Source organism: Clostridium sp. 1001283B150225_161107_B6, from assembly GCF_015556325.1.
Classification (GTDB): domain Bacteria; phylum Bacillota; class Clostridia; order Lachnospirales; family Lachnospiraceae; genus Enterocloster.
In genome coordinates this window covers 39,638-63,743 of sequence record NZ_JADNMD010000019.1, presented here as the reverse complement: position 1 = coordinate 63,743, position 24,106 = coordinate 39,638, and the positions used below count along the sequence as shown (strand labels likewise).

Annotated in this window: 24 protein-coding genes and 1 riboswitch; of the genes, 5 read left to right on the top strand and 19 right to left on the bottom strand. The window is 52.8% G+C overall.

The annotated features are described in order from the left end of the window. Positions 1–20: 20 nt before the first annotated feature. The 3 genes from I2H39_RS27755 to I2H39_RS27745 all read right to left on the bottom strand — a co-directional run bounded on the left by I2H39_RS27755 (position 21) and on the right by I2H39_RS27745 (position 3,539). Positions 21–1,229, bottom strand: a complete 1,209-nt coding sequence (locus I2H39_RS27755; RefSeq protein WP_138310063.1) for a hypothetical protein — start codon at positions 1,227–1,229, stop codon at positions 21–23. Positions 1,230–1,623: 394 nt separating this feature from the next. After that, positions 1,624–2,487, bottom strand: a complete 864-nt coding sequence (locus I2H39_RS27750) for an EamA family transporter (protein WP_138310062.1) — start codon at positions 2,485–2,487, stop codon at positions 1,624–1,626. A 107-nt stretch (positions 2,488–2,594) separates the two neighbouring features. Next, complete coding sequence (locus I2H39_RS27745) at positions 2,595–3,539, bottom strand: AEC family transporter (protein WP_195628029.1); 945 nt, start codon at positions 3,537–3,539, stop codon at positions 2,595–2,597. Between the two features lie 181 nt (positions 3,540–3,720). Here I2H39_RS27745 and I2H39_RS27740 point away from each other — a divergent pair, with 181 nt between their 5' ends. The 3 genes from I2H39_RS27740 (at position 3,721) to I2H39_RS27730 (ending at position 6,052) form a co-directional block, all read left to right on the top strand. Beyond that, positions 3,721–4,722, top strand: a complete 1,002-nt coding sequence (locus tag I2H39_RS27740) for an ROK family protein (RefSeq protein ID WP_138310060.1) — start codon at positions 3,721–3,723, stop codon at positions 4,720–4,722. Beyond that, complete coding sequence (locus tag I2H39_RS27735; protein ID WP_227147594.1) at positions 4,719–5,354, top strand: HAD family hydrolase; 636 nt, start codon at positions 4,719–4,721, stop codon at positions 5,352–5,354. Before I2H39_RS27740 ends, I2H39_RS27735 begins: the two co-directional genes overlap by 4 nt. A 176-nt stretch (positions 5,355–5,530) precedes the next feature. After that, positions 5,531–6,052: an ECF transporter S component gene (locus I2H39_RS27730; protein WP_195628028.1), complete on the top strand. Its 522-nt coding sequence runs from the start codon at positions 5,531–5,533 to the stop codon at positions 6,050–6,052. Between the two features lie 8 nt (positions 6,053–6,060). Here I2H39_RS27730 and folK read toward each other — a convergent pair whose 3' ends face one another. From folK to I2H39_RS27665, 13 genes are all read right to left on the bottom strand, one after another. Continuing rightward, entirely contained in the window at positions 6,061–6,897 is an 837-nt protein-coding gene (gene folK / locus I2H39_RS27725) for a 2-amino-4-hydroxy-6-hydroxymethyldihydropteridine diphosphokinase (RefSeq protein WP_138310058.1), read from the bottom strand. Further along, the gene (gene folP, locus I2H39_RS27720) at positions 6,878–7,756 is read right to left on the bottom strand and encodes a dihydropteroate synthase (RefSeq protein ID WP_195628027.1); all 879 of its coding nucleotides are present in this window, start codon (positions 7,754–7,756) and stop codon (positions 6,878–6,880) included. Before folP ends, folK begins: the two co-directional genes overlap by 20 nt. A 5-nt stretch (positions 7,757–7,761) precedes the next feature. Further along, a complete protein-coding gene (gene folE, locus I2H39_RS27715) occupies positions 7,762–8,319 on the bottom strand; it encodes a GTP cyclohydrolase I FolE (RefSeq protein ID WP_195628026.1) in 558 nt (185 codons plus the stop codon). After that, complete coding sequence (locus tag I2H39_RS27710) at positions 8,303–9,670, bottom strand: folylpolyglutamate synthase/dihydrofolate synthase family protein (protein WP_243281850.1); 1,368 nt, start codon at positions 9,668–9,670, stop codon at positions 8,303–8,305. Before I2H39_RS27710 ends, folE begins: the two co-directional genes overlap by 17 nt. Positions 9,671–9,680: 10 nt before the next feature. Then, entirely contained in the window at positions 9,681–10,556 is an 876-nt protein-coding gene (gene sdaAA, locus I2H39_RS27705; RefSeq protein ID WP_195628025.1) for an L-serine ammonia-lyase, iron-sulfur-dependent, subunit alpha, read from the bottom strand. Between the two features lie 12 nt (positions 10,557–10,568). Then, positions 10,569–11,237 carry an L-serine ammonia-lyase, iron-sulfur-dependent subunit beta gene (gene sdaAB / locus I2H39_RS27700; RefSeq protein WP_138310054.1) on the bottom strand — a complete coding sequence of 223 codons (669 nt, stop codon included), beginning with the start codon at positions 11,235–11,237 and terminating at the stop codon, positions 10,569–10,571. An 80-nt stretch (positions 11,238–11,317) separates the two neighbouring features. Then, a complete protein-coding gene (gene lpdA / locus I2H39_RS27695) occupies positions 11,318–12,745 on the bottom strand; it encodes a dihydrolipoyl dehydrogenase (protein ID WP_195628024.1) in 1,428 nt (475 codons plus the stop codon). Between the two features lie 92 nt (positions 12,746–12,837). Beyond that, positions 12,838–14,283 carry an aminomethyl-transferring glycine dehydrogenase subunit GcvPB gene (gene gcvPB / locus I2H39_RS27690; RefSeq protein ID WP_195628023.1) on the bottom strand — a complete coding sequence of 482 codons (1,446 nt, stop codon included), beginning with the start codon at positions 14,281–14,283 and terminating at the stop codon, positions 12,838–12,840. After that, complete coding sequence (gene gcvPA / locus I2H39_RS27685; RefSeq protein ID WP_195628022.1) at positions 14,274–15,599, bottom strand: aminomethyl-transferring glycine dehydrogenase subunit GcvPA; 1,326 nt, start codon at positions 15,597–15,599, stop codon at positions 14,274–14,276. The genes gcvPB and gcvPA overlap by 10 nt, the downstream gene beginning before the upstream one ends. 24 nt (positions 15,600–15,623) lie before the next feature. Next, positions 15,624–16,001: a glycine cleavage system protein GcvH gene (gene gcvH / locus I2H39_RS27680; RefSeq protein ID WP_195628021.1), complete on the bottom strand. Its 378-nt coding sequence runs from the start codon at positions 15,999–16,001 to the stop codon at positions 15,624–15,626. Between the two features lie 17 nt (positions 16,002–16,018). Then, positions 16,019–17,107 (bottom strand): glycine cleavage system aminomethyltransferase GcvT, encoded by a 1,089-nt coding sequence (gene gcvT, locus I2H39_RS27675; protein WP_195628020.1) that lies wholly within the window; start codon positions 17,105–17,107, stop codon positions 16,019–16,021. 87 nt (positions 17,108–17,194) lie between these two features. Next, positions 17,195–18,442 (bottom strand): serine hydroxymethyltransferase, encoded by a 1,248-nt coding sequence (glyA, locus tag I2H39_RS27670; protein ID WP_138310048.1) that lies wholly within the window; start codon positions 18,440–18,442, stop codon positions 17,195–17,197. A 278-nt stretch (positions 18,443–18,720) separates the two neighbouring features. Further along, a riboswitch (glycine riboswitch) is annotated at positions 18,721–18,801 on the bottom strand. 191 nt (positions 18,802–18,992) lie between these two features. After that, positions 18,993–19,583, bottom strand: a complete 591-nt coding sequence (locus I2H39_RS27665; protein ID WP_227147614.1) for an MFS transporter — start codon at positions 19,581–19,583, stop codon at positions 18,993–18,995. 18 nt (positions 19,584–19,601) lie between these two features. Here I2H39_RS27665 and I2H39_RS29370 point away from each other — a divergent pair, with 18 nt between their 5' ends. Then, positions 19,602–19,808: a hypothetical protein gene (locus tag I2H39_RS29370; protein ID WP_240305415.1), complete on the top strand. Its 207-nt coding sequence runs from the start codon at positions 19,602–19,604 to the stop codon at positions 19,806–19,808. A gap of 48 nt (positions 19,809–19,856) precedes the next feature. Here the strand turns inward: I2H39_RS29370 and I2H39_RS27660 are convergent, their stop codons facing one another. Further along, positions 19,857–20,132, bottom strand: a complete 276-nt coding sequence (locus I2H39_RS27660) for a M20/M25/M40 family metallo-hydrolase (RefSeq protein ID WP_227147620.1) — start codon at positions 20,130–20,132, stop codon at positions 19,857–19,859. Positions 20,133–20,165: 33 nt separating this feature from the next. Here I2H39_RS27660 and I2H39_RS27655 point away from each other — a divergent pair, with 33 nt between their 5' ends. Next, positions 20,166–21,029, top strand: coding sequence for a LysR family transcriptional regulator (locus I2H39_RS27655; protein ID WP_227147624.1), 864 nt, complete (start codon positions 20,166–20,168; stop codon positions 21,027–21,029). Between the two features lie 222 nt (positions 21,030–21,251). Here I2H39_RS27655 and I2H39_RS27650 read toward each other — a convergent pair whose 3' ends face one another. Then, positions 21,252–23,510, bottom strand: coding sequence for a molybdopterin cofactor-binding domain-containing protein (locus I2H39_RS27650; RefSeq protein WP_195628019.1), 2,259 nt, complete (start codon positions 23,508–23,510; stop codon positions 21,252–21,254). Positions 23,511–23,513: 3 nt separating this feature from the next. Further along, on the bottom strand, positions 23,514–23,990 hold the full coding sequence (locus I2H39_RS27645) for a (2Fe-2S)-binding protein (RefSeq protein WP_138310045.1): 477 nt from the start codon (positions 23,988–23,990) through the stop codon (positions 23,514–23,516). Between the last annotated feature and the right edge of the window lie 116 nt (positions 23,991–24,106).

The following is a 24,106-nucleotide window of genomic DNA, read 5'->3' as shown; positions in this document are numbered from 1 at the left end:
CACTCAATCTTTCCTTTCCTTTAAAAGATAATGGGACCAATAATGCTTGCAAATGCAACGGATGCAATGGTCACTGTAACGAAACCGCCGATAATCATTTTAGGCAGGATATAATCCATGGCCCTCTGTCTCTCTTCGCCTTCCCACTCAAAGGAATCAACGCCTTCCGTGGTGATAATCTGGGTGGCCGGATAAGCCAGCATACAGGTCACGCCCACTGCTGCGGATGTATAAGGAGAACAGCCAAGCACCTTGCCCACAATACCGCAGATAACGATGATGCCGACGGAACAGATTAAAAGGATGCCGAATACCGGTACAATCATGGATATCAGCCCGGAGGGCGAAAGGGTTGCAAGGCTTCCCGGCAGCATCAGCAGCAGACCGAATGTGATGATACCTGAGGAATTTGCTTTTGCAAATATATCCTTTTCCAAAAATCCGATTCTGGCAAAAATAAGTCCGAACAGCAGGTAAGCGATGTTGGGATTAAGGATATAGTTGGCCGGGGAAGAACCTGGAATCAGTGTTGCCTTGCCCACAAAATCAGCGATACATGCCACCAGAGCCACTTTACAGATATAGACCGTATTGCTTCTCAGGTTTTTAGGCGTCTCTTTGAAAATGCGCATGCTCGGCAGCTTAAGGCCGGTCTTTTCCTCCACCGTATGATTCTTAAAAAAACCATTGCCGCGCTTGATTCTTAACTCCTTGCGGATGCAGAATGTGGAAATCGGTATGCCGAAAAATTTCTGTACAGACAGTACCAGCACTGCAAATGCCGCCAGTTCGGGACGGTTTGCAGCTTCCGCCGCACTGGTGACAATAATGCCTGCCACGGTGGAGCCTGCCACAGGCGGCGCTGCAATCAATGCATACTCTCTTCCGAACAGCAGGGAGCCCACTGTGAAACAAATCAACGCAATAGCTGCAATAGCAAATAATGAGATGACCACAGTCTTCCATTCCCGAATCAGGTCTTCCAGATTAATCAGCGTGCCGATGTTGGTAATCATGAATGCCGTACCAAAGTTGGCCATGACTGCCACCAGACCGGATTGTGTGGTAATGTCCTTGGGCAGCAGGCCGCTCCAGAACCCTATGAGGAACAATACGCAGGCGAACAACAGTGACGAAACAGCCCCCTTGGTCTTTTTAGACAAAAACTCACCTATCGAATAAACCACCAGGCATCCCGTAATACAGGTCAACGGATTCCAAAAACTCATTCCCATTTCCTCCTAATCATCTTTTGCTTTTTCATGTTTTACCTGTGCGCACATATTTCATACGCATATTTAAAGACGTTTTGTCCTTTATATTCCTTTGAATTAAGGACGATTATATGCGTATTTTTTGTTGCTTCAATAATATTATTTACCATAATTATATCCATATGTCTATATTTTGTCAATTATCATTTTATTTTTTGGCTATTTTAGCTATTATTAGTCTTTTATTTTGTCTAATATAATGTCCTAAAATATGTCTTTAATTTTCCACATCCAGACTTTTCCAGCTGGATTCCGTCCCTAAAACAAAAAAGTCCGCCATGGACAGGATTTTAAGCCTGTCCGGCGGATAAAAAACAAGAGGCGCCAGCACTGTGATACGAAATAACCGTCATGGCCTGGCACGGGGCTTCACCTCATTTAAAACCGTAAACCCAAGTATCATTCCCCCTCCCACTGCCTGAAACACAGTGATGGACTCATGCAGGAAGGCCACGGACACCAGAATAGCCACCAGGGGGTCTATGTAGCTCAAAATGGATGCTTCCTGCCCCTTCAGATAACGCAGAGACGAAAAATACATACAATAGCAGACACCGGTGTGGAACACTCCCACTACCAGAAGATTGACAACACCGTAAGCATCCATATCCGCCAGGTGGGAACCTCCCGTCAGGCACACATAAGGCGTGAGAACCAGTATAGCTGCCAGGAACTGAAAAAAGGTCCGGTTGATGCCGGATACATGGCGTATGCTTTTGTTGAACAATACCACCGATGCATAAAACACAGCAGCTCCCAGGCCGAACAATATCCCAATCAGGCCGCTGCTGCCCTCTCCCCTGCTGACGCCTATCACCAGCACCAGGCCCAGGGTGGACATGACGAAACAGAATACCTGGCGGGCGGTAAGCTTTTCCTTAAACAGGAAAGGGCTTGCCACGGTCACAATGACCGGGGCGAAATAATAGCTCAGGGTAGCCATTGCCACCGTGGTATAGCGGTAAGCCTCAAAAAACAGAATCCAGTTGATTCCGATGGCTGCTCCGGACAGAATCAGAAGATGCAGTTCAGACTTTACATCCTTTATCCTCACAACCTGCCCCGTGCACAGCTGCCACAGAAAAATGGCGCCTGCCGCAATCAGGGCCCGGTACAAAGCCAGCTCCCCTGACGGCAGGGGAATATGTCTCACAAAGGCTCCTATGGTGCCAAAGGCTGCCATGGAACCTATGATTTCCAGTTTTGCTTTCATTGGTTCACTCCTTCCGGGACACAGCCGGTCCCTTCCATTCCATCTGTACATTCCCTTTGTACCGGCCGCTGTCCATTCCCTTCCGGCCAGGCCCCTGCATACTTCCTCTATACCAGGCCCAGGGTACGGATAAGGTCCAGCCACAGCGTCAGGGTAAAGGCACTGCCGCAGGTGGTGATTGCCACCACGCTGGAACTCAGCACGCCTTCATGGCCCATGTTCCGCGCCATGACAAAGCAGCTGACGGTTGTGGCAGACCCCAGCATCACAAGAATGGCCACCAGCTGCTGCTGCCGGAATCCCAGGTATATTGCAGCCGGAAGGAATATGGCGCAAAGGAGCACCAGCTTTACAGCGCTGGCGCCCAAGGCTGCCCTGACCCCCCGGGACGCCTGCCTCAGGTCAAAGGACGCGCCCATGGCCATCAGCCCCAGGGGCGTGGCCACCCCCGCCAGGCTGGACACTGTTTTTTCCATAATCTGAGGCTGCTTAAGCCCCAGCAGGGACCAGGCCATGCCGGACAGAATTCCCAGTATAATGGGATTTTTAAGTATTCCCATCACGGTACCTGCAAGCATCCGGCGGTCCGGGACCGCTCCCCTTGGATTTGTAAAGGACAGAATCACCACTGCCATTACGTTGTACAGGGGAACACTGCCGATTATCATCAGGGGTGCCATACCCACATCCCCATATATATTCTTTATAAAGGCAATTCCCAGAAGGGCTGCGCTGCTGCGGTAGGAAGCCTGTATGAATTCCCCTCTGAGCCTTTTGTCCTTAAGGCCCAACGAAAGAAGGACCGCCAGAAGAATTCCTGCCAGGGTGGACACAAAGCAGAACATCACAAACCGGGTATCCCACACCTTTAAAAAATCCGAATTAGACAGGTCCTCAAACAGCAGTACCGGAAGGGCCACCTTAAACACAAACTGGTTGGCTTTATCCGCAAAAGTCCCTTCCATGATTCCCGCTTTTTTAAAACACGCCCCCAATACCATAAGGAAAAAGATGGGCATGGTCGCATTGAGACTGAATATGAGATGTTCCATCGCAGTCTGCCTCCTGTTTTTTGCACATTTTCCCTGTAACAATATACGCTGGCTGTTTCTTTGTCAAGTCTTTCCAGTTTTTCTTATTGACATTTCTTCCATCCGGTGGTTTAATAGAGTTAACTTATTAATATTATTTTAAAAAGTTAGTTAATAACTATACAAAAGGAGATGCTTACCCATGACCCAGGAAGAACCGGTCACTGTAAAACAACTTAACAAAGAACGTATACGCTCTTACATGGATAAACATGAATCCGCTTCCAAAAGCCAGCTGGCCAGGGAGCTGGGACTGAGTTTTCCTACCGTTGGACGGCTGATTGATGAACTGTGCGCCTCCGGCGAACTGTCCCAACAGGGGGCCGGCTCATCCACCGGCGGCAGGTGCGCCTGTCTTTATGAACTGAATCCCCTTTTCAGCCTTTACCTTCTGGTGCAGATTGAGTCGGACCGCGTGTGCTGGAACCTGAAGGACCTGCGGGAACATACCGTGGAGCAGGGAAGCATGCCGTTTGAGGACCTGTCCCTGGAACAGCTGGACGGCCTGATTCTGGACATCCATCACCGTTTCCCCCGCCTGAAAGCAGCTGCCGCAGGGATTGCAGCCCTGGTAAACCACGGCGTGGTGGAAGAGACAGGTCAGTATCAGGGGCTTAAAGGCATGAACCTGGAGGAACATTTCCGGAGCCTGGCCCCCATTCCCATAACCGTGGGAAATGACATGAATTACCTGACCATGGGCTGCTGGCGCCGGAAACATCCTGATTCCGGCTCTCTGGTCACGCTTTTCATGGGAGGAAACGGCATAGGAGGGGGAATGGTCATTGACGGCCGCCTTTGGACCGGCGCCTCCGGCTATTGCAGCGAGGTCAGCTTTCTTCCCATCTATGAACAGTTAAACGGAGGCAGCCAGGGCCTGCCTCCTGCCGGAAACATCAGCCAGCTTTATGCCCGGCTGATTCAAATTTATGCCGTGACAGTGAATCCCCACATGGTGGTGCTCTACCGTCACCCGTTACTGGAGGGAAAGATAGACGAAATCCGCCGTCTCTGCGTTTCCTATCTTCCATCCAAGGCAATTCCGTCCATAGAGCTGTCCTATGATTACCAGAAGGATTATGAAAAGGGCCTGTTTGCCGTGGCTAAGTCCCTGGAGCAGGCTGTCAGCGAAGGAGGTTCATGATGCAGTACACCCATTTTGTTTTTGATATTGACAACACACTGATTAACACCACTGACGCCGTGCTCCACGGGCTGCAGAAAGCCCTCAGGGACATAACCGGCCAGCACTGGGATATCAGCCGCCTTCTGCCGGTCCTGGGCATACCCGGTCTGGAGGCATTTGAACGGCTGGGCATACATTCTCCTGACCAGATATTCCGGATTTACCCCCGCTGGGAGCAGTACGAACTGGAATATCAGTACACCGCCTATCTGTATGAGGGAATTATACCCCTGCTGGATTTTCTGAAAAAAAAGGGCTGCAGCCTGGGCATCATCACTTCCAAGACAATGAACCAGTACACCTGCAGCTTTCTTCCCTTTCAGATATCCGGGTATTTCCAGACCGTCATAACGGCGGATGACACGGTCCGCCACAAACCGGACCCTGAACCCATGTATGAATATATGGAACGCACCGGAGTATGTCCGGAGCAGATTCTCTATATCGGGGACAGCATCTATGACATGCAGTGCGCCTCCCGGGCCGGAGTGGACTCCTGCCTTGCTTTGTGGGGCTGCCACTGCCCGGACAGCATCGCATCCACCTGCCGCTTCGATGAACCGGCTTCCCTGATGCACTGGCTGGAATGATGGGCCGGCCTGAATCATATGCAGCAGGGATGATAATCCGGCTTTCGCTATATATTTGCGGCTGGATTATTCATCTGGACTGGTCAAATATTATCTAACTGGATATTTTACTCAGTCCACTTTTCCATTATAGTAGGTATCAACATTTAATCATTGCGATTTAAGGAGGTATCACTATGACGGAACGTTTCTCTACTAAAAAGCTGGTATTGTCCGCCCTCTTTGCAGCCCTGGCCTGTGTGGCCACCATGTCCATCCGCATTCCCACTCCCGGCACGGGCGGATACATCCATCCCGGCGACGCCATCGTGATTCTCTGCGGCGTGTTCCTGGACCCGGTATCCGCATTTCTGGCAGCCGGAATCGGCTCCTGCATGGCGGACCTGCTGGGCGGATATTTCATCTATGTACCCATTACCTTCCTCATCAAGGGTCTGGTAGCGTTCTCTGCAAGCCATATCTATCACAGGTTAAGCGCCGGAGGCGTGAATCCGCACGCCGCCGTGGCCGGATGCGGTGTGATTGACATTCTTCTGGTGGCCGGAGGATACTGTCTGTGCGAAATATTCCTGTACGGTCCGGGAGCTGCCCTGGCCAGCGTTCCCAGCAACATCATCCAGGGAATCAGCGGCCTGGTTATATCCAGCGCCCTGTATCCAATCCTTCAAAAACCTCTGTCCATGGCCTTAAGGGCTTAGAGCATGTCTTAAAAATCATTGCGCCCGCCGGCCTGCACACACGCAAGCATTTCAGCCGCGGTTTCTCCATAAATGGGATGGCGCTTATAGGGCGCTATCTCAGCCAGCGGCTTCAGCACAAAATCACGTTTGTGCATCTCTGCATGGGGAATGCACAGATGTTCGGATTCATATACCAGGTCATCATAGAAAAGGATATCCAGGTCCAGTGTCCTGGGTCCCCAGTGTATAATTCGTTCCCTGCCGGCTGCTGCCTCGATTTCATGAAGGGCATCCAGCAGTTCCTCCGGAGTGAGAAGGGTCTGTATTTCCATACAGCCGTTGAGAAAATCAGCCTGGTCCGTCACACCGTAGGGAGGCGTCTCAATAAAGCCGGATACCCGGCCCGCACGGCACTCTCTCAGTTTCTTTATCCCATCCACTGCTCCTGTAAGGTATGCCATTCTGTCCCCCATATTGGAGCCCAGGGCAATATACGCCTGATGCCATCCCCTGGCAATCCTCACCGATACGTACTGGAGGGGAAGTCCTATGGGAGCCCAGGGCTTCCTTATCTCCAATTCCACGGTTTTCAGGCTGTCCGGATACATGAGCAGCAATTCTTCCGCCAGTTGTTCGGCCGCGCTTTCGATGAGCTGGAAGGTATGTTCCCTCAGAAAACGTTCCATAAATTTACTTGCCCGGCCATAGCTGATGGTCTGGTCCAGCTGGTCGCTTCTGCCGGCCTTTCTCGTATCTGTATGGAGCACTGCCGATACCAGAAACTTCTGGCCCAGTACATTTTCCTCCGGTATGGCTCCGTGCTTTGCAAATACCTCCAATTGTTCAATCCTGATTTGGTCCATGTCCAGTACGCTTCCTTTCTCCATTCATATCCTGTATTCCCTGTCTGAAATCCCTGGCGCCCATAATGGCCTCAGCCATCCTTACAGCCCTTTTATTTCCCTCCACATCGTGCACACGCACAAAGGAACATCCCGAAAAAACAGCTGCCGCCGTTGTCACCAGAGTTCCCTCCTCCCGCTGCTCCACAGGAAGGTCCAGTGCAAGGCCAATCACGGATTTCCTGGACGCCCCCAGCAGCACCGGATAGCCGAAGCGCTTAAAGGCAGACAGGTTTTTAATCACTTCCAGATTCATTTCATAGGTCTTTCCAAATCCCACGCCCGGGTCCAGGATGATTCTGTCATCCTTTATACCAGCCTGCTTTGCAAGGAGAATGGTCTCGTTCAGCTCCTCCATCATCGTATTCATGAAATGGTGCCTGACAGGGCTCTGCCTGTTGTGCATGAGGCAGCAGCACACTCCCAGCCCTGCGATGGTCCCGGCCATATCCTTATCCTTCTTAAGCCCCCATATATCGTTGACCATGGCTGCTCCTGCCTCCACTGCCAGACGGGCCACTTTGCTTTTGCAGGTATCCACGGAAACGGGGATATCAAAATTGTCATGAATCAGCCGGATAATGGGGAGAATCCGCTCCATTTCCTCTTCTTCCCCCACCGGCTGATGGCCGGGACGGGTGGACTCCCCTCCCACATCTATGATGTCAGCGCCGTCCAGAATCAGTTTCTCAGCCTGCCTGAGAGCCGCCTCCCGGTCACGGTACCTGCCTCCGTCGGAAAAGGAATCCGGCGTTATGTTCAGAATCCCCATGATATAGGTCCTGTTCCCCACATCAAATTCTTTTTGTCCTATAATCATCCTGACTACCCCCTTACCATTTGAAAAAACAGGTTTACCAGGTCTTCCCGCTGACAGAAGCAGCCCCTCTTTACCACGGTGACGGTCCGGCTGCCCGGCTTTTTGATTCCCCGCATGGTCATACACATATGCTCCGCCTCCATCATGACCATGGCGCCCCGGGGAGCCAGGCATTCCATCAATGCATCTGCAATCTGGGCTGTCAGCTGTTCCTGTATCTGCAGGCGCCTGGAAAACACTTCCACGGTCCTGGCCAGCTTGCTCAGTCCCGCCACCTTCCTATCCGGCACATAAGCCACATGGACCTTCCCATAGAAAGGGAGAAGGTGATGTTCGCAAACCGAATAAAAGGTTATGTCCTTTTCCACAATCAGGTCATTATTCTCCGCCTGAAATGTTTTATCCAGATACATTCCCGGCTCTTCGTCCATACCGCCGTACAATTCCTCATACATCCTGGCCACCCGCTCAGGCGTTTCGGCCAGACCTTCCCTGGACGGGTCCTCGCCCATTCCCTCTAACAGCAGCCTGACAGCCTGCTCCACCTTATTCCTGTCTGTCATCCCTTCTCCTCCTTTCCGCTTCCTCCATAACCTGTCCCAGATAGGACAGGGAGCCGAAGGCCAGCACAACGCCCTCCCGGCCGGCCTGCTCCAGCGCCATGTCAAGGGCTGTTCCCACTGAATCCGCTGCCTGCGTCCTGCCGCAATATTTCCCCGCCTCCTCTGCAAGGACCTCAGGAGGAAGGCTCCTGCTTCGGTCCGGCAGCCATACCGTATAGATTTGTTCCGCCAGAGGAGCCATGGTCTGTACTATGAGGGCATACTCCTTATCCTTAAAAACTCCCATAATAAAAATCAGGCGCTTACCCTTCAGGCAGGTCTGCACACATTCCCTCAGCCTGAGAGCGGCATCCCTGTTATGCGCCCCGTCCACAATCACCGCAGGGGAAGCCTTAATCATCTGGAACCTTCCCGGCCAGGAAACGTTGGAAAGCCCCCTTCTTATGTCAGATTCAGATATGGCGATGCCCTTTTTGGTCAGGGCAAGGGCTGTTTCCAGGGCAAGCGCCCCATTTTCCATCTGATAGGTTCCAGGAAGGGATATGCGGATTCCTTCCATGCCTTTATATGAAAAAACATTTTCACCGGGATAACTGCGGGGGCGGTCCTGCCGCTGCTTTGTTCCTGCATCCAGGCAGCCTCCATCCACCTGGGCAAAGCTGCAGCCCATTTGGGCAGCGCGTTCCTTCAGGACACGGACCACTTCAGGAGCCTGGGGCGCCGAAACCACCTGGCATCCAGGCTTCATGATTCCTGCCTTACAGGCAGCAATTTCGCCCAGGGTATTTCCCAGCATTCCCATGTGGTCCATGCTGATGGATGTAAACACTGCCGCCAGGGTATGCTCCACCACATTGGTAGCGTCCTGTTCCCCGCCCAGGCCGGTTTCCAGCACCACTATGTCACAGCCCTTCTCCTTAAAATACAGAAAAGCCATGGCTGTCTCTATCTCAAATACAGTGGGCTTTCCCCTTCCCCTTTCCTCCATGCGCTCTGCCGCAGCCTTCACCTGCCCTGCCAATGCTGCAAATTCCCGCTCCGTAATCCAGGCGCCGTCCACCTGAAACCGCTCCAGAACTGATATTACCGCCGGGGAGGTATAGGTGCCTGTACGGCAGCCCGCCTCCTTTAATATGGAAGAAAGGCAGGCCGACACGGAGCCTTTTCCGTTGGTTCCTGCAATGTGCACAAATTTCAAATCCTGCTGCGGGTCAGACAGCTCCCCCAGCAGGTTTCTTATGGAATCCAGGCCCATGACGCTGCCCAGTCCTGACCTCTGCTCCAAAAAATCCACTGCCGCCTTAAAGTCCATTGTCTCCGTAAAATCCATGTCCGCCTTCCTCCCAATCATCCTTGCACCGCTAAGCCTTCTGCACACAGCAGCCCATTCTGCATCCTGACGGTGTTGCGGCGCAGCCGCCCAGGGCTGTTTCCCTCAGTTCCAGCGGAAGCCCCCTGCCGACTGCATACATGGCCTCCAGCATTTCATCAAATGGAATCAGCTGCCGGATACCGCTGAGTGCTGTCTCGGCACAGACCAGGGCATTGGCCGCCCCTGCACCGTTCCTGTTCTGGCAGGGGCATTCCACCAGTCCGCCTACCGGGTCGCAGACCAGGCCCAACAGATTCATCAGGGCAGCGGACGCCGCGTCCAGGCTCTGGTCCGACGTGCCTCCCATCAGCTCCACCGCAGCGGCAGCGGCCATGGCGCAGGCCACTCCCACCTCTGCCTGGCAGCCCCCAACCGCCCCCGACACCGTGGCATTGCGCATGGCCAGATATCCGATGGCCGAGGCTGCAAACAGCCCGTCAGCCACCTGACTGTCCGGCAGATTGTATTCTTCCTGGAGAGCCAGCAGCAGCCCCGGCACAATACCTGAGGACCCGGCTGTGGGCGCTGCCACAATCAGGCCCATGGAGGTATTGACCTCCAAAACAGCCATGGCATATATGACAGCCCTTCCCAGGACACCGCTTAAGATGGATGTGCCCCCGGCGCGCCGTTTCTCCATCCTGGCGGATTCCCCGCCGATAAGACCGCCGATGGACGTAACCGGTTCCCTCAGGGGCAGGGTGGCTGAATCCCTCATAACCGCCAGCACATCCTTCATCCTGGCCTCAATGTCCTCCATGGATGCGCCTGTCAAATCGCATTCCCGCTGTTTCATCACTTCCGATATCTTACTGCCCCGGACCGCGCACTGCTCCAGAAGTTCTGCTCCGCTTTTAAAATCCATGTCCATCCCTCCCTATACCTGAACCAGCATGGTATGGTATACATGCGGGTTGCTGTCAATCCAGTCCGTGATTTCCAGGGGCAGGCGTTCGTCGGACTCCACGATGCAGTAAGCCTGCGCGCCTTTTTCCTCCCTGAAAAGCTTCATGAACGCAATGTTCACATTGCAGTCGCTGAGGCATTTGGAGATATGGGCCACCACACCCGGTTTATCCTGATGTATGACAATCAGGGAGCTGTACTCGCCTGTAAAATCCACATCCACCTGGTTTATCTTTACAATGCGCACCTTTCCCCCGCCCAGCGACTCCCCGCGGACCGTCATTTCCTGGCCCTGGCCGTTTACCATGCGGATGTCCACCGTGTTGGGATGGACATCCTTTTCCTTCTCATTTGTCAGGAAGGAATAGCGCAGCCCCCGTTCCTCTGCAATGGAAAATGAATCCCGAATCCGCCTGTCATCTGTCCTGAATCCCATGATTCCTCCCAGCAGGGCCCTGTCCGTGCCGTGTCCGCGGTATGTTCTGGAAAAGGAACCGTACAGGGTAAACTCCGCCTCTTTTACCTCGCCTGCTATCATTTTCTGGGCCAGGAGGGCTATGGCCACCGCTCCCGCCGTGTGTGAACTGGATGGCCCTATCATATTGGGGCCTAATACGTCAAATGCACTGATGACTGCCATATACTTATTCCTCCTGACATTATGCTCTGTCCCCGGCCCAGTCTTAGATACGCTTCTAAACGCCTGGGACCGGATGATGGTTACTGGTTTCCCCTGGACCTGCTCCTGGGAACCGTGTGGATACTGCCGCCTTCCAGTTCCTCCAGCGCCTCTCCCACTGCCTCGTTGTAGGTGGGATGGGCGCGCATGGCCAGAAGCAGCTGGGGCACGGTCAGCTTATTGGCCACGGCTGTTGCCATTTCCCCAATCATGTCCGTGGCCCTGGCGCACATCATCTGGGCTCCCAGCACCACCTTATGGTCAGCTTCTGCAATGATTTTGATAAATCCTCTTTCCTCCCTGGATATCTGGGATTTGCCGTTGGCGGACATCAGGAATTTTCCCACTGATACAGGTATTCCTGCCTGGGCCGCCTCATCCTCCGTAAGACCCACGGAGGCAATCTCCGGGCTGGTGTACACACAGCTGGGAACCACGGATAAATCAATGGAATGACCGGCTCCTGCCAGATGTTCCGCCACCCATACGCCCTGGGCACTGGCCACATGGGCCAGCTGGATTCCCTTAATCACATCGCCGATGGCATACACGCCCTTCATGGATGTCTCAAAGTCAGAATTTACCACGATTCTTCCGCGCTCCATGGCAAGGTCTGTCCCCGGGGCCAGCAGCTTTTCCGTCTCCGGAACCCTGCCGGCTGCGGACAGCACATACTCCGCCTCCTCCCGCTTCTCCCCGCCCTTTTCCTCAAATATGCATGCCAGACCGTGTTCCGTTTTCTCAATCCGTTTCACCATGGCCCCTGTATAGATTTTGACTCCCCGCTTTTTGAGAATCATCTTCAGATTCTGGGATATGTCCTTATCCAGGTTTGCCAGCAGTCTGGGAAGCGCCTCCACTATGGTCACCCGGACGCCAAGGGATGAAAATACAGAGGCAAATTCAGCGCCGATAACGCCTCCTCCGATAATCAGCAGGCTTTCCGGCGCATGTTTCATCTCAAACAGTCCGTCGCTGGTAAGCACCCCAGGCAGGTCCAGCCCCTGGATGGGCAGGTTCATTGGTTTTGAGCCCGAGGCCAGCAGCACATGCCTGCCTTTCAGCACCCGGCTTTCCGGTTCCCCTTCATTCCCAGACACCAGAACGGTCCCGTCCGCCTTAAGGGTGCCGGTCCCCCTTACCAGAGTCACGCCGTTTGCCTTAAAGAGCTGTTCCACGCCCTGCCTTAAGCTGCCTGAGGTTCCCTCCTTATATTCCAGTATCTTATCATACTCAAACCGGACATTCTCTGCAAAAATCCCGAACTGCCCGCCCTCCTTCATCTCCCTGTAAAGCTGGGATGCATGAATCATGGCTTTAGCCGGAATACAGCCGCGGTTCAGGCAGGTGCCCCCTACCTCCCTGTTCTCCACCACTGCCACGGTAAGCCCCAGTTTGGCTCCCTTGATTGCCGCCACATAACCGCCGGGACCAGCTCCTATGATAACCAAATCAAACATTTCTGCCATTTTTCCTCCTATTGCTGCCGGAGCGTGCCGGAATTACTTCCAACACGCTCCCTGGCACTGCCTATATTTTTTCGTGAATCAGTTCTTTGTCCTTACTCTCCCAGATAACGCAGCACAGGTTTCCTCGCTGCAGTCACCTCATCCAGTCTGCCCACCGGCGTCCGCAGAGGCGCCTCATGAAGGCGTTTTGGGTCTGCCTTGGCTGTCTCATAGATTTTGCGGAATACCTCAATGGCCTCGTCCAGGGTTTCCCTTGACTCTGTCTCTGTCGGCTCCACCATCAGAGCCTCATGGACAATCAGCGGGAAATACATGGTAGGCGGATGGATGCCGTAATCCAGAAGGGCCTTGGCAATATCCATGGCCGATACATTGATATCGTGTTTCAAGTCCTCCAGCGTCATGACAAACTCATGCATACAGGTTTCATTGTAAGCCATCTTATACAGGTCTGACAGCTTATTCATCATATAGTTGGCATTTAACACCGCATTGGAGGATGCCTCGGGAATGCCTTCCTTTCCAAGGGTCATGATATAGGCCAGCGCCTTTACCACCACTGCAAAGTTGCCGTAGAACATCTTTACGCTTCCCATGGATTCCGGCATCTTTGCAAGGCTGTAAGCCCTGCTTCCGTCCTCATGCTCCTCCATGGTCTTAACCATAAAGCCCGGCAGGAAGGGTTTTAATAATTCCTTGCAGCCCACAGGTCCGCTGCCCGGCCCGCCGCCGCCGTGAGGCGTGGAAAATGTCTTGTGGAGGTTCAGATGGATTACGTCAAACCCCATATCTCCCGGCCTTACGATTCCCATGACAGCATTGAGGTTGGCTCCGTCGTAATAGCACAGTCCCCCGGCCTCATGGACAATGCGGGTAATCTCCAGGATATTCTTGTCAAAGAGCCCTACGGTATTGGGATTGGTCAGCATCAGTCCGGCCGTATCCTCCCCCACTGCCTCCTTAAGCTTATCCAGGTCCACACAGCCGTCCTCCCTGGATGGAATGCTGACAACGCTGTATCCGGCCATGGTGGCGCTGGCAGGGTTGGTGCCGTGGGCAGAGTCCGGGACAATGATTTTAGTCCTCTTCTCATCCCCTCTGGAGTGATGGTAAGCCTTAATCAGCAGAAGACCTGTAAATTCCCCATGGGCGCCTGCCGCAGGCTGGAAGGTCATGGCATCCATACCGGTAATTTCGCACAGATATGTTTCTGCCAGGTTTAGCACCTTAAGGGCGCCCTGGACCGTATGTTCCGGCTGCAGGGGATGGATGCCGGCAAAACCCTCCAGGGATGCCGCCTCCTCATTTACCTTGGGATTGTATTTCATGGTGCAGGAGCCAAGGGGATAGAACCCGTCGTTGACGCCGTGGGCCCGCTTTGCAAGGCTGGTATAATGCCTGCTGATTTCATTTTCAGAGAGCTCCGGCAGGCTCAGTTTCTTTTCCCTGCGAATCCCTATCTCATGGACCGGCACATCACAGTCCCCAAGCAGATGGCAATGTCTGCCCGGAGTTCCTTTTTCAAATATTAATTGCATGCCCCGCACACCTCCTTCACGATTTGAACTGCCTGGTCCATATCTTCCTTACGGTTCTGCTCCGTGGCGCACCAGAGAATCTCCCTGTCATTAAGGGGCAGTCCCCCCAGGATTCCCTTCTCCTCAAGGGCCTTTAGGATAAGGCCGGAATCCCCATTACCCGTGGTAATGAACTCATGGAAGAATTCCCTGTCATACTTAGCCTTCAGACCCGCCTGTTCCAGCTGCTCCTTCAGATAATGGGCCTTGGAGGTGCAGAGAAGCGCTGTCTTCTTTAAGCCCTCCCCTCCCATGGCCGCCATATAAACGCTGGCAGTCAGGGCGCAGAGCGCCTGGTTGGAGCACACATTGGAGCTGGCCTTTTCACGTCTTATATGCTGCTCCCTGGCCTGCAGGGTAAGCACATAAGCCCGTTTTCCATTCACATCCTTTGTCTCTCCCACGATTCTGCCCGGAAGCTTCCTTCCCATGGCGGATGTGGCTGTCATAAAGCCCAGATAGGGACCTCCGAAGCTCAGCGGCATGCCCAGAGGCTGGCCGTCCCCCACTGCAATGTCCGCCCCGCATTCTGCCGGCGTGGGCAGGATTGCCAGGGATATGGGGTTGCAGCCCATAATATATCTGGCCCCCTTTTCATGGGTGATTTCTCCCAAAAGACTGCATTCTTCCAGGTTGCCGTAATAGTTTGGCTGCTGTACATAGAAGCAGGCTGCTGTATCGTCCAGCATTTCCCTCAAGGCATCTGCATCCGTGACTCCGTCCTTTTCGGGAACAATCACCACCTGTGCCCCGCTTCCGAAACAATATGTCTTAACCACCTCCAGGACCTGGGGATGGGTGGTGGCGGACAGGTAGACCCTGCTCCTCTTCCTGTCCCTGCACATGGCCGCTGCCTCAGCTGCCGCCGTAGCGCCGTCATAGACCGATGCGTTGGATACATCCATGCCTGTAAGCTCACAGAGCATGGTCTGATATTCAAATATGGACTGAAGGATGCCCTGGCTGATTTCAGCCTGGTAAGGGGTATAGGATGTCAGGAATTCCTCCTTGGATACCACGCTTTTTACAATGGAGGGTATGTAGTGGCTGTAAGCCCCCGCTCCCCTGAATATGTGTTTGAATACCACGTTCTGTTCTGCAATGTCCTTCATCTTCCCGATGACTTCCATTTCACTGAGGCCCTCAGGAAGCTTTAAGCCGCCTTTTACACGGACATCCTGGGGAATATGGGAAAACAGGGCCTCAAAGCTGTCAAAGCCGATTTCCCTGAGCATTTCCTGCTGCTCTTCACTGGTATTGGGTACATAAGAACCCATGGGTCCACCTCCTTTTCAAAATGCCTACAGTGTGTCCAGATATACCTCGTAGGCCTCCCCGTCCATCAGTTCCTCTTTGCCGCTTACATCCTTTACCCTGATAAACCATGCCTCATAAGGGTTCTGGTTCACAGACTCCGGGCTGTCCAGCAGCTCCTCGTTGATTTCCTCCACCTGGCCTGTAACCGGCGAAAGCACATCTGAAACAGCTTTTACGGACTCCACATCCCCAAACGCCTCTCCTGCCGCCACATCATCCCCCGGCTCCGGAAGGTTTACAAACACCAGGTCTCCCAGTGCATCCTGGGCATAATCCGTAAGCCCTACCACTACGGTTGTATCATCCACTGCCTTTACCCACTCATGGGACTTTGTATACATTAATTCCTTCGGTACATTCATTTTTATTTTCTCCTTTTCTATTTCTCTCTCTTATAAAATGGAAGCTTCACTACTTCTGCCCCAACCCTGCGTCCTCTTACATCCACCTCAACCTGGGTGCCCGGCTCCTTATAGGCTGTATCCACCAATGCCATGGCCACCGGATATCCCAGGTAGGGACAATGGGTGCCGGATGTGGTTATTCCAATCTGGTCTTCCCCTGCAAATACAGGTTCGTGCTCACGGATGATGCCCCGGCCCGTAACCTTAAGCCCCACGCGTTTCCTGGTAAGAGGTCCCTTTTCCTGCAGCGCCTTTTTGCCGATGAAGTCCTCCTTGTCCATTTTGACAAAGATGCCCAGTCCTGCTTCCTTTGGCGTAATGGTATCGTCCATCTCATGGCCGTAGAGGGGCATGGAGGCCTCCAGACGGAGGGTATCCCTGGCTCCCAGGCCGCACGGAATCAGTCCTTCCTCCCTGCCAGCTTCCAGCAGCAGCTCCCACAGTCTGGGAGCATCTTCTCCTGCCATGTAAATTTCCACCCCGTCCTCTCCGGTATATCCTGTTTTGGAAATGATGCAGGGGATGCCGTCTATGCGGCAGTCCTTTCTGAAGGTGTAGTACTTATCCGGGATATCATCCGGCTCCACCACCTTTTTAAGCACATCCAGGGCTTTGGGGCCCTGAAGGGCCAGCTGTCCCACCTGGTCGGATATGTCCTTCAGCTCCACATCTCCTGACACATGGTCCTTCATCCACTGGTAATCCTTATCCTTGTTGGATGCATTGACAACGATGAAGTAGCTGTTGTCCTTTATTTTATAGACAATCAGGTCATCCACCACGCCGCCCGCCTCATTGCACATGGGGCTGTATCTGGCTGTTCCGTCTTCCATGACCGTATAATCATTGGTCAGCAGCATATTTACATTCTTAAGGGCATCCGGTCCGCTTAACAGAATCTCGCCCATGTGGGATACATCGAAAAGGCCGCACTGCTCACGCACTGCCATGTGCTCCGCAATCACTCCCGTTTCATACTGGACCGGAAGAAGGTAGCCTGCGAACGGTACAATCTTTCCCTTATACTTTACATGCATGTCATACAGCGGTGTCTTTAATTCCATACTCTCTGCTCCTTTTTCTCCATGTTTTTACGGTTGCCCTGCAACCGCTTCCAACGGTTTTGCTTCACTTTATAGTTACCTTCCTGATTACCGGTACAGCGGATATTTGCCGCAGATTTTATCAACCTCTCCCCTGATGTAATCAGCCTTGGCTTCAAAATCAGTGGCTGCCAGCCAGATGCACTGGGCAATCTTTTCCATATCCTCTTCCTTCAGCCCCCTGGAGGTGACTGCCGGTGTCCCGATGCGCACGCCGGAGGTGACAAAAGGACTTCTGGGGTCGTTTGGAACCGTGTTCTTATTCAGGGTGATGTATACCTGGTCGCAGCGGTTCTGAAGTTCCTTGCCCGATACATCCATTCCCCTCAGGTCCACAAGCATCAGATGGTTATCCGTTCCCCCGGTCAGGATGTTGAAGCCCTGCTCCTTAAGGGCTGCTGCCAGGGCTGCCGCATTTCTGATGACCTGTTCCTGGTATGCCTTGAACTCCGGTTTTAATGCCTCTCCGAAGCAGACTGCCTTGGCCGCAATGACATGCTCCAGAGGTCCGCCCTGGATTCCCGGGAAAATGGCCTTATTGAAATTAAATTTATCTGCCGCTGCCTGGTTTGCCAGTATCATGCCTCCCCTTGGGCCTCTCAGGGTTTTGTGGGTGGTGGTGGTCACCACATCCGCATATGGGATGGGACTTGGATGAAGGCCTGCCGCAACCAGTCCGGCAATGTGGGCCATATCCACCATCAGGTAAGCGCCCACCTTGTCGGCCACTTCCCTGAACCGCTTAAAATCAATGGTCCTGCAGTAGGCGCTGGCGCCTGCAATGATTAACTTAGGCTTGGAGGCAACTGCTGTCTCTTCCAGCTTGTCATAATCTATGTAACCCTCCTCATTGACGCCGTAAGGCACAATGTTGAAATACAGGCCGGAGAAGTTAACAGGGCTTCCGTGTGTCAGATGGCCGCCGTGGTCCAGGTTCATGCCCATAACCGTGTCGCCCGGTTTCAGCATGGCCACAAACACCGCCATGTTGGCCTGGGCTCCGGAATGAGGCTGTACATTTACATAGTCGCATCCAAACAGCTTCTTTGCCCGTTCAATGGCAATGGTCTCCACCACGTCCACAAACTCGCATCCGCCGTAATAGCGTTTTCCCGCATATCCTTCCGCATATTTGTTGGTGAGAACCGTGCCCATGGCAGCCATCACCGGCTCCGATACAATGTTCTCAGAAGCAATCAGTTCCAGGTTCCTTCTCTGGCGTCCGCACTCTGCCTTGACCGCCTCCCCTATCTCCTTATCATATCCCTCAATAAAATCCATTACCTGTTCAACCATTGGTTCATATCCTCCTTTTATTTTTCATCATGGGCTTATCAACATGCCCTGCTCCACACCGTTTCCCGGTATCATCCCTTGACGCCGGATGATGCCGGATGGCTCTGCCTCCGAAACCATACCACCTCCCCTTTCGTACCGTGCGCTTTTTTGAAGTCCGCCGGATACATCCGCGGTCCGGATATCAAAAAAAGCGCACGAACAAAAATTTGTTCATGCGCTCTGTCTTTGTACCTGAAAGATTTGGCTTCGTCGGTGCTGTCGCTTTCCAGAGTTTCGTCCAGTATCCGGTTCTTTTGCCTGAGAGTTCTTCGCTTCCCCTTCGGCGCTGCCTGAGCAGTCTCTCCCGAATCCATCATCCGATTATATAAAATTGTCAACAAAAGCATTTCTTCTGGTCCTGCTTTGTGCTAATGTCATAGTATCACACTTAATATTTTCAGTCAATAGGTAAAATGTGTTTAATTTTTAACGCATTTTACCGTCAATCTGCTGTGTTTTTCATCTTATCCCTGTTCCATGTCCCCTGTTTTTTTGTCTGACTATGAGCTTAGGACAAGGCTGTTTCCCCGCCTGCTTTCCCCATACGAACAGCCGTTTCCTGCTCCTTTATGCACATGCGGCTGACCCTGTAGGAGTACAAAAGGGATAGGGTCATGACTATGGCCAGGGCTGCCACAATCATCCACGCAATATTGTAGGATCCTGTCAAATCATAGGCTGATGCAATCAGAGGGCCGCCGATGGCATATCCCACGCTGGGGAACAGACTCAGGAATCCATAGATTTCCGCATAATGCTTTGTGCCGAAGATTCCGCTGGTAATGACCGGCGCGCTTACGGTTCCTATACAGGTTCCGAATCCAAACAAAATTGCCATCAGATACAGGAAGGGCTGGTGTTTAATAAATATCAAACAAATAACTGAGAGAAAAAATATGGCATTCCCAAACAGTATGACTGCCTTCACTCCATACCTGTCATAAATATGTCCCAGTATGAGTTTTCCTGGAATGGCAATAAACAGGTACAGGGATGCAATGGAGGCCGCTGTGGTCGTGGCATATCCGGCGTCCATGACAGCGGCCGGGTGCTGGCAAAGGAATAACAGCAGTAAGCCAGACAGTTTCCGAGCATACATACCACCAGCGCCTTGTGCATGTATGGCTTTGACATGATTTTTCCGATGAACGGCGACATAAACGCCATCATCAGGGCTGCAATGGTACTGACCAGAGCATATGCGCTTCTGGTAAATCCCAGGTCCTTTGTCACCGGCTTTGTGAACAGGCTGGCGCAGCTCACCAGGGGCGCGTACCCCAGCCCCATTATCAGGATGCAGGTCAGCAGTATAAGCCAACCGTAAAAAAAACCTTTCTTTTCCGCTATATTACCCTCCCTCTATATGTATGTCCTACTGGTTGCCATGCAGTTCCAGCCATCTCATGGCTGTTCCGGCATAGATAGCCGCGCCTTTAACCAGGGCCGGCTCATGGAATCTCACCTTGGGATTGTGCTCCACATACCGCTTTGAGACATCCTCAATACCGGCTCCAATACACATATAGCTGGAGGGTATCTCCCGGGATATATAGGCAAAGTCCTCAGAGCCCATTACATGATAAGCGCAGACTGCCTTTATCTCCGGCTCCAGCTCCTTAATTGCCTCTTCCAATAATTCTCTATACATTTTTCTACCCCTTTCCTTCAGACAGGCCATGCTGTGTTTTGTCAGTTTTATGACTACTTCTCCAGAAAGCTGCTGGTCTCCCAGCCCTATTTAAGCGGAGTTCTCAAGAATCTGGAGGAGGAACTGGGCTGCCAGCTATTTAAGCGCAGCCATAACGGAATCCTGCTGACAGAAAAAGGAATAAAATTCATGGACAGCGCCCGCATCATACTGAATGAATACGAAAAGCTAAAACAGCTGTCCTGGGATGAGTCAGTACAGCCGCTGGAGATTTCCACCTATTTCGTATCCAATATCATGAGGCTCTTCCTTGAATTCAAAAAACAGTCCGCAGAACAGTTCCCGGACCGTCTCACAGAGATGGGGAATCAGGAGGTCATTGAGTCTGTCGCTGCAGGCCGCACGCGTCTTGGCTTCATTCTCTGCGCCTCCGAAAAAAAAGATAAATACCTGCGGCTGGTCAAGGACTTCCACTGCTCCTGCGATGAACTGATGACCTCCATTCCGCTGTATGTCATGGTTTCCAGGGAACATCCCCTCTATAAGAAGACCTCTGTTTCCCTGAAGGAGCTGTTGGACTACCCCTATGTGCACTTTAATGATGTGTCCGCAATCTCCTATTTGAAATTAGTCGGTCTGGCCGGCCATCCAAACCGGCTGGAAGTGGATAACCGGGGACAATTCTTTGATGCCATCCGGGAGGGACAATATATCTCCCTGTCTGTCCGGGGTAAAACCTCGGAGGGACGCGGGTTCTTTTTCGTGCCAATCAGCGAAAAAAACCTGTATCTGAATCTTTACTGTGTGACGCAGAAGGACTACAGGCTTAACAAAAGAGAACGGGAATTTATACGGTTTCTGCGGGATTTCGCCACCTTAGACGGACAGAAGTCCTGATGGGCCGATGAGTCATGGAATGGATTTGGACTGGTGTTGGAATATAATATAGAGACAATGAAAGAACAGCAGACTAAAGGTGTTTCTTCTATAATAATAGATTTTAATGGTTTATACTGAGGCCGGATGATTACAGAACGTGATGCAAACTTCCCGGGGATGGTTTTAACTCCCCTCCCCGGAATCATTCATTCAACTATCTGCTCACAATACCTGACAGACTCAGCTCTCTTTCAGCTTCAGCACATCAGCCGGTCTCACGGGAATCCGTTTCACCTGTTTTCCCACTGCATTGGATACCGCATTCGCCACAGCGGCCGCCACAGGCACCACGGAACACTCTCCAATGCTCTTGGCCCCAAAAGGTCCTGACTTCTCAATCCGTTCCACCATACCCACCTTAATGGGCGGCATCTCCTGGGCATTCAGCATATGGTACTGCTTTAGGGTGGTATTCTTTACCTTTCCCCTGTCATCCAGTATAAAACCTTCTGTCAGTGCATAGCCGATTCCCATCTGGACAGCACCCTCAATCTGGCCCTCCACAGCCATGGGATTGAGAGCCTTGCCAATGTCATGGACTGCCGTGTAATCCAGCACCTTCACACTGCCATTTTCCATATCCACCTGGACCTTGGCAAAATGGGCTCCGTAAGATACGGCCATGGCGCAGGAGGCAAATGTGTCCGCACAGCAGATATCCCTGCCATGGGCCTGCTTTGCATATCTGATTACCTCGGCCAGGGTGGCGGACATTTCAGGATTGGAGCTGCAGTACACTCTCTGGTTCCCCAAATCCAGCCCGCCTGCATCCACTCCCAGAAGACCGGCCCCTTCCTTCAAAAGCTCTTCCTTCACCTGGCCCGCAACCTTTAACGCTGCGCTGCAGCTCACAAAGGTGCCTCGGCTGGAGTAATTCCCCATATCCCAGAGGGTGGCATCGGTATCGGCCTGGACGCATTCAATGTGCGACATGGGGATTCCCAGTATCTCACTGACTACCTGGGTCTGGGTTGTAACGGAACCGTTTCCCATGTCGCTGACCCCGGTGAACATAACAGCTGTTCCGTCCTCATTCATCTTGATGATGACGCCCGTTGTATCCGGCTTTACGCCGAATACCCCGTTGCCGTGGGCAGCCACAGCCATACCCACGCCGATGCGGTACCGGCTGTCCCTGGCTGCCTCCTGTTCCCTGAGGGCCTCCTGGTATCCCGACAGTTGGATTCCCTTCATGACACAGTCAATGGGCCTGGGATTTCCATGGGGCAGGCCGTCCCTCTGGTCATAACCGTCCGGCTCCACCAGGTTCTTAAACTGAAGCTGGATTATGTCCATCCCCAGTTCATTGGCAATCCGGTTCAGCTGGCTCTGCTGGGCAAAGAACTCCTGGGGGGAGCCAAATCCCCTCATGGCCCCTGCCACCGGGGTGTTGGTGTACACCGGAACCGCGTGAAACCGCAGATTCGGCGTTTTATGGTTCTTGAAGTATTTGCCGCTCATGGCCCATACAATGCTCATGGTTCCGCCTGCGTATGCGCCTGCATTCACAAGGACATCCATTTGCTGGGCTACAATGGTGCCGTCCTTTTTTATGCCTGTTTTTAAATGGAGCTTCATGCTGTGGCGGTTCCTGGAAGACGGTATATCCTCCCTCCTGGTGTAAACCAGGCGCACAGGACGCCCTGTCTTCATGGCCAGAAGAGCGGTGACAGGCTCTGTCACCATATCAATCTTGCCCCCGAATCCGCCTCCGATTCCAGGGTTCACCACCCTCACCTTGCTCATGGGAAGGCCAAAAATCCGCGACAGATTGGTCCTGTGCCCGAACACATCCTGGCTGGGCGTATAGACGGTGAGCTTGCCGTTGCTCTCATAGACGGCCAGGGATGTGTGTGTCTCAATGGCCCCATGATGGATGGCAGGGGTCTCAAAATCATCCTCGAAAATATAGTCCGCCTCTGACATTCCCCTGGTCACATCCCCTGCTTCCTGGACCACTTCCTCAATCACGTTTGAATCCTTGTGAATGGGATAAGCTCCCTCCTGCAGCGCATCCTCCGGCTCCAGATAAAAGGGCAGCTCCTCATATTCCACCCGAATCAGTTTCAGGGCCTGCTCCGCTGTCTTTGCTGTCTCAGCAGCCACGGCAGCCACCTTGTCACCCACATAGCGCACCGTACTGTCAAATATGCGTTCGGTCTTCTCGCCGTCAATCTCCTCGCCGCAGCTGTTAAACAGGGCGTCCGGGGCGTCCTTGTAGCAAACCACGGCCCGGACTCCGTCTAACTGCTCTGCCTGGCTGGTGTCTATGGACTTGATTCTGGCATGGGCCACAGGGCTGAACAGCACCTTGGCGTGAAGCATATGGGGAAGGGTCATGTCTCCCACGTATTTAAACTGCCCTGTTACCTTAAGGGCCGCGTCCCTGACAGGCACATCCGTTCCAATCACTCCGTTCTTAGGCGTCTGTAATTCCATCCTCTACTCCCCCTCCTTCTGCATCCGTCTGGCCGCCAGCTGAATGGCCTTGACAATTTTTACATATCCCGTGCACCTGCACAGGTTGTTAGAGATGCCGGCCCGGATTTCCGCCTCTGTGGGGTCAGGATTTTTATCCAGCAGCGCCTTGGCCGACATGACCATACCCGGTGTGCAGTAGCCGCACTGAACCGCGCCCACGTCAATAAACGCCTGCTGGATGGGATGAAGGTGAATGCCGTCCGATAAACCTTCCACGGTCTCAATGGTCTTTCCCGCCGCATTCCTGGCAAGGACCAGGCATGAATTCACTGCTTCCCCGTCAATGATTACCTTGCAGGCGCCGCAGTCTCCTGTATTGCAGCCGCATTTCGCAGCTGTCAGCCCCAGTTCTTCCCGCAGTACATAGAGCAGCGTCCAGTTTTTCTCAATTGCCACATTGTAGTTTTTTTTGTTAATATTTAAACATACCTGTTCCATCTTACCATCTCCTGTCTGTCGTCCTCAGAACGCCTATCCCTGCCCTGCATCCCGGGATAACCCATCCTGTTTTTCAGAATAACCCATCCTGTTTTTCGGGATAAAAAAAACATAAG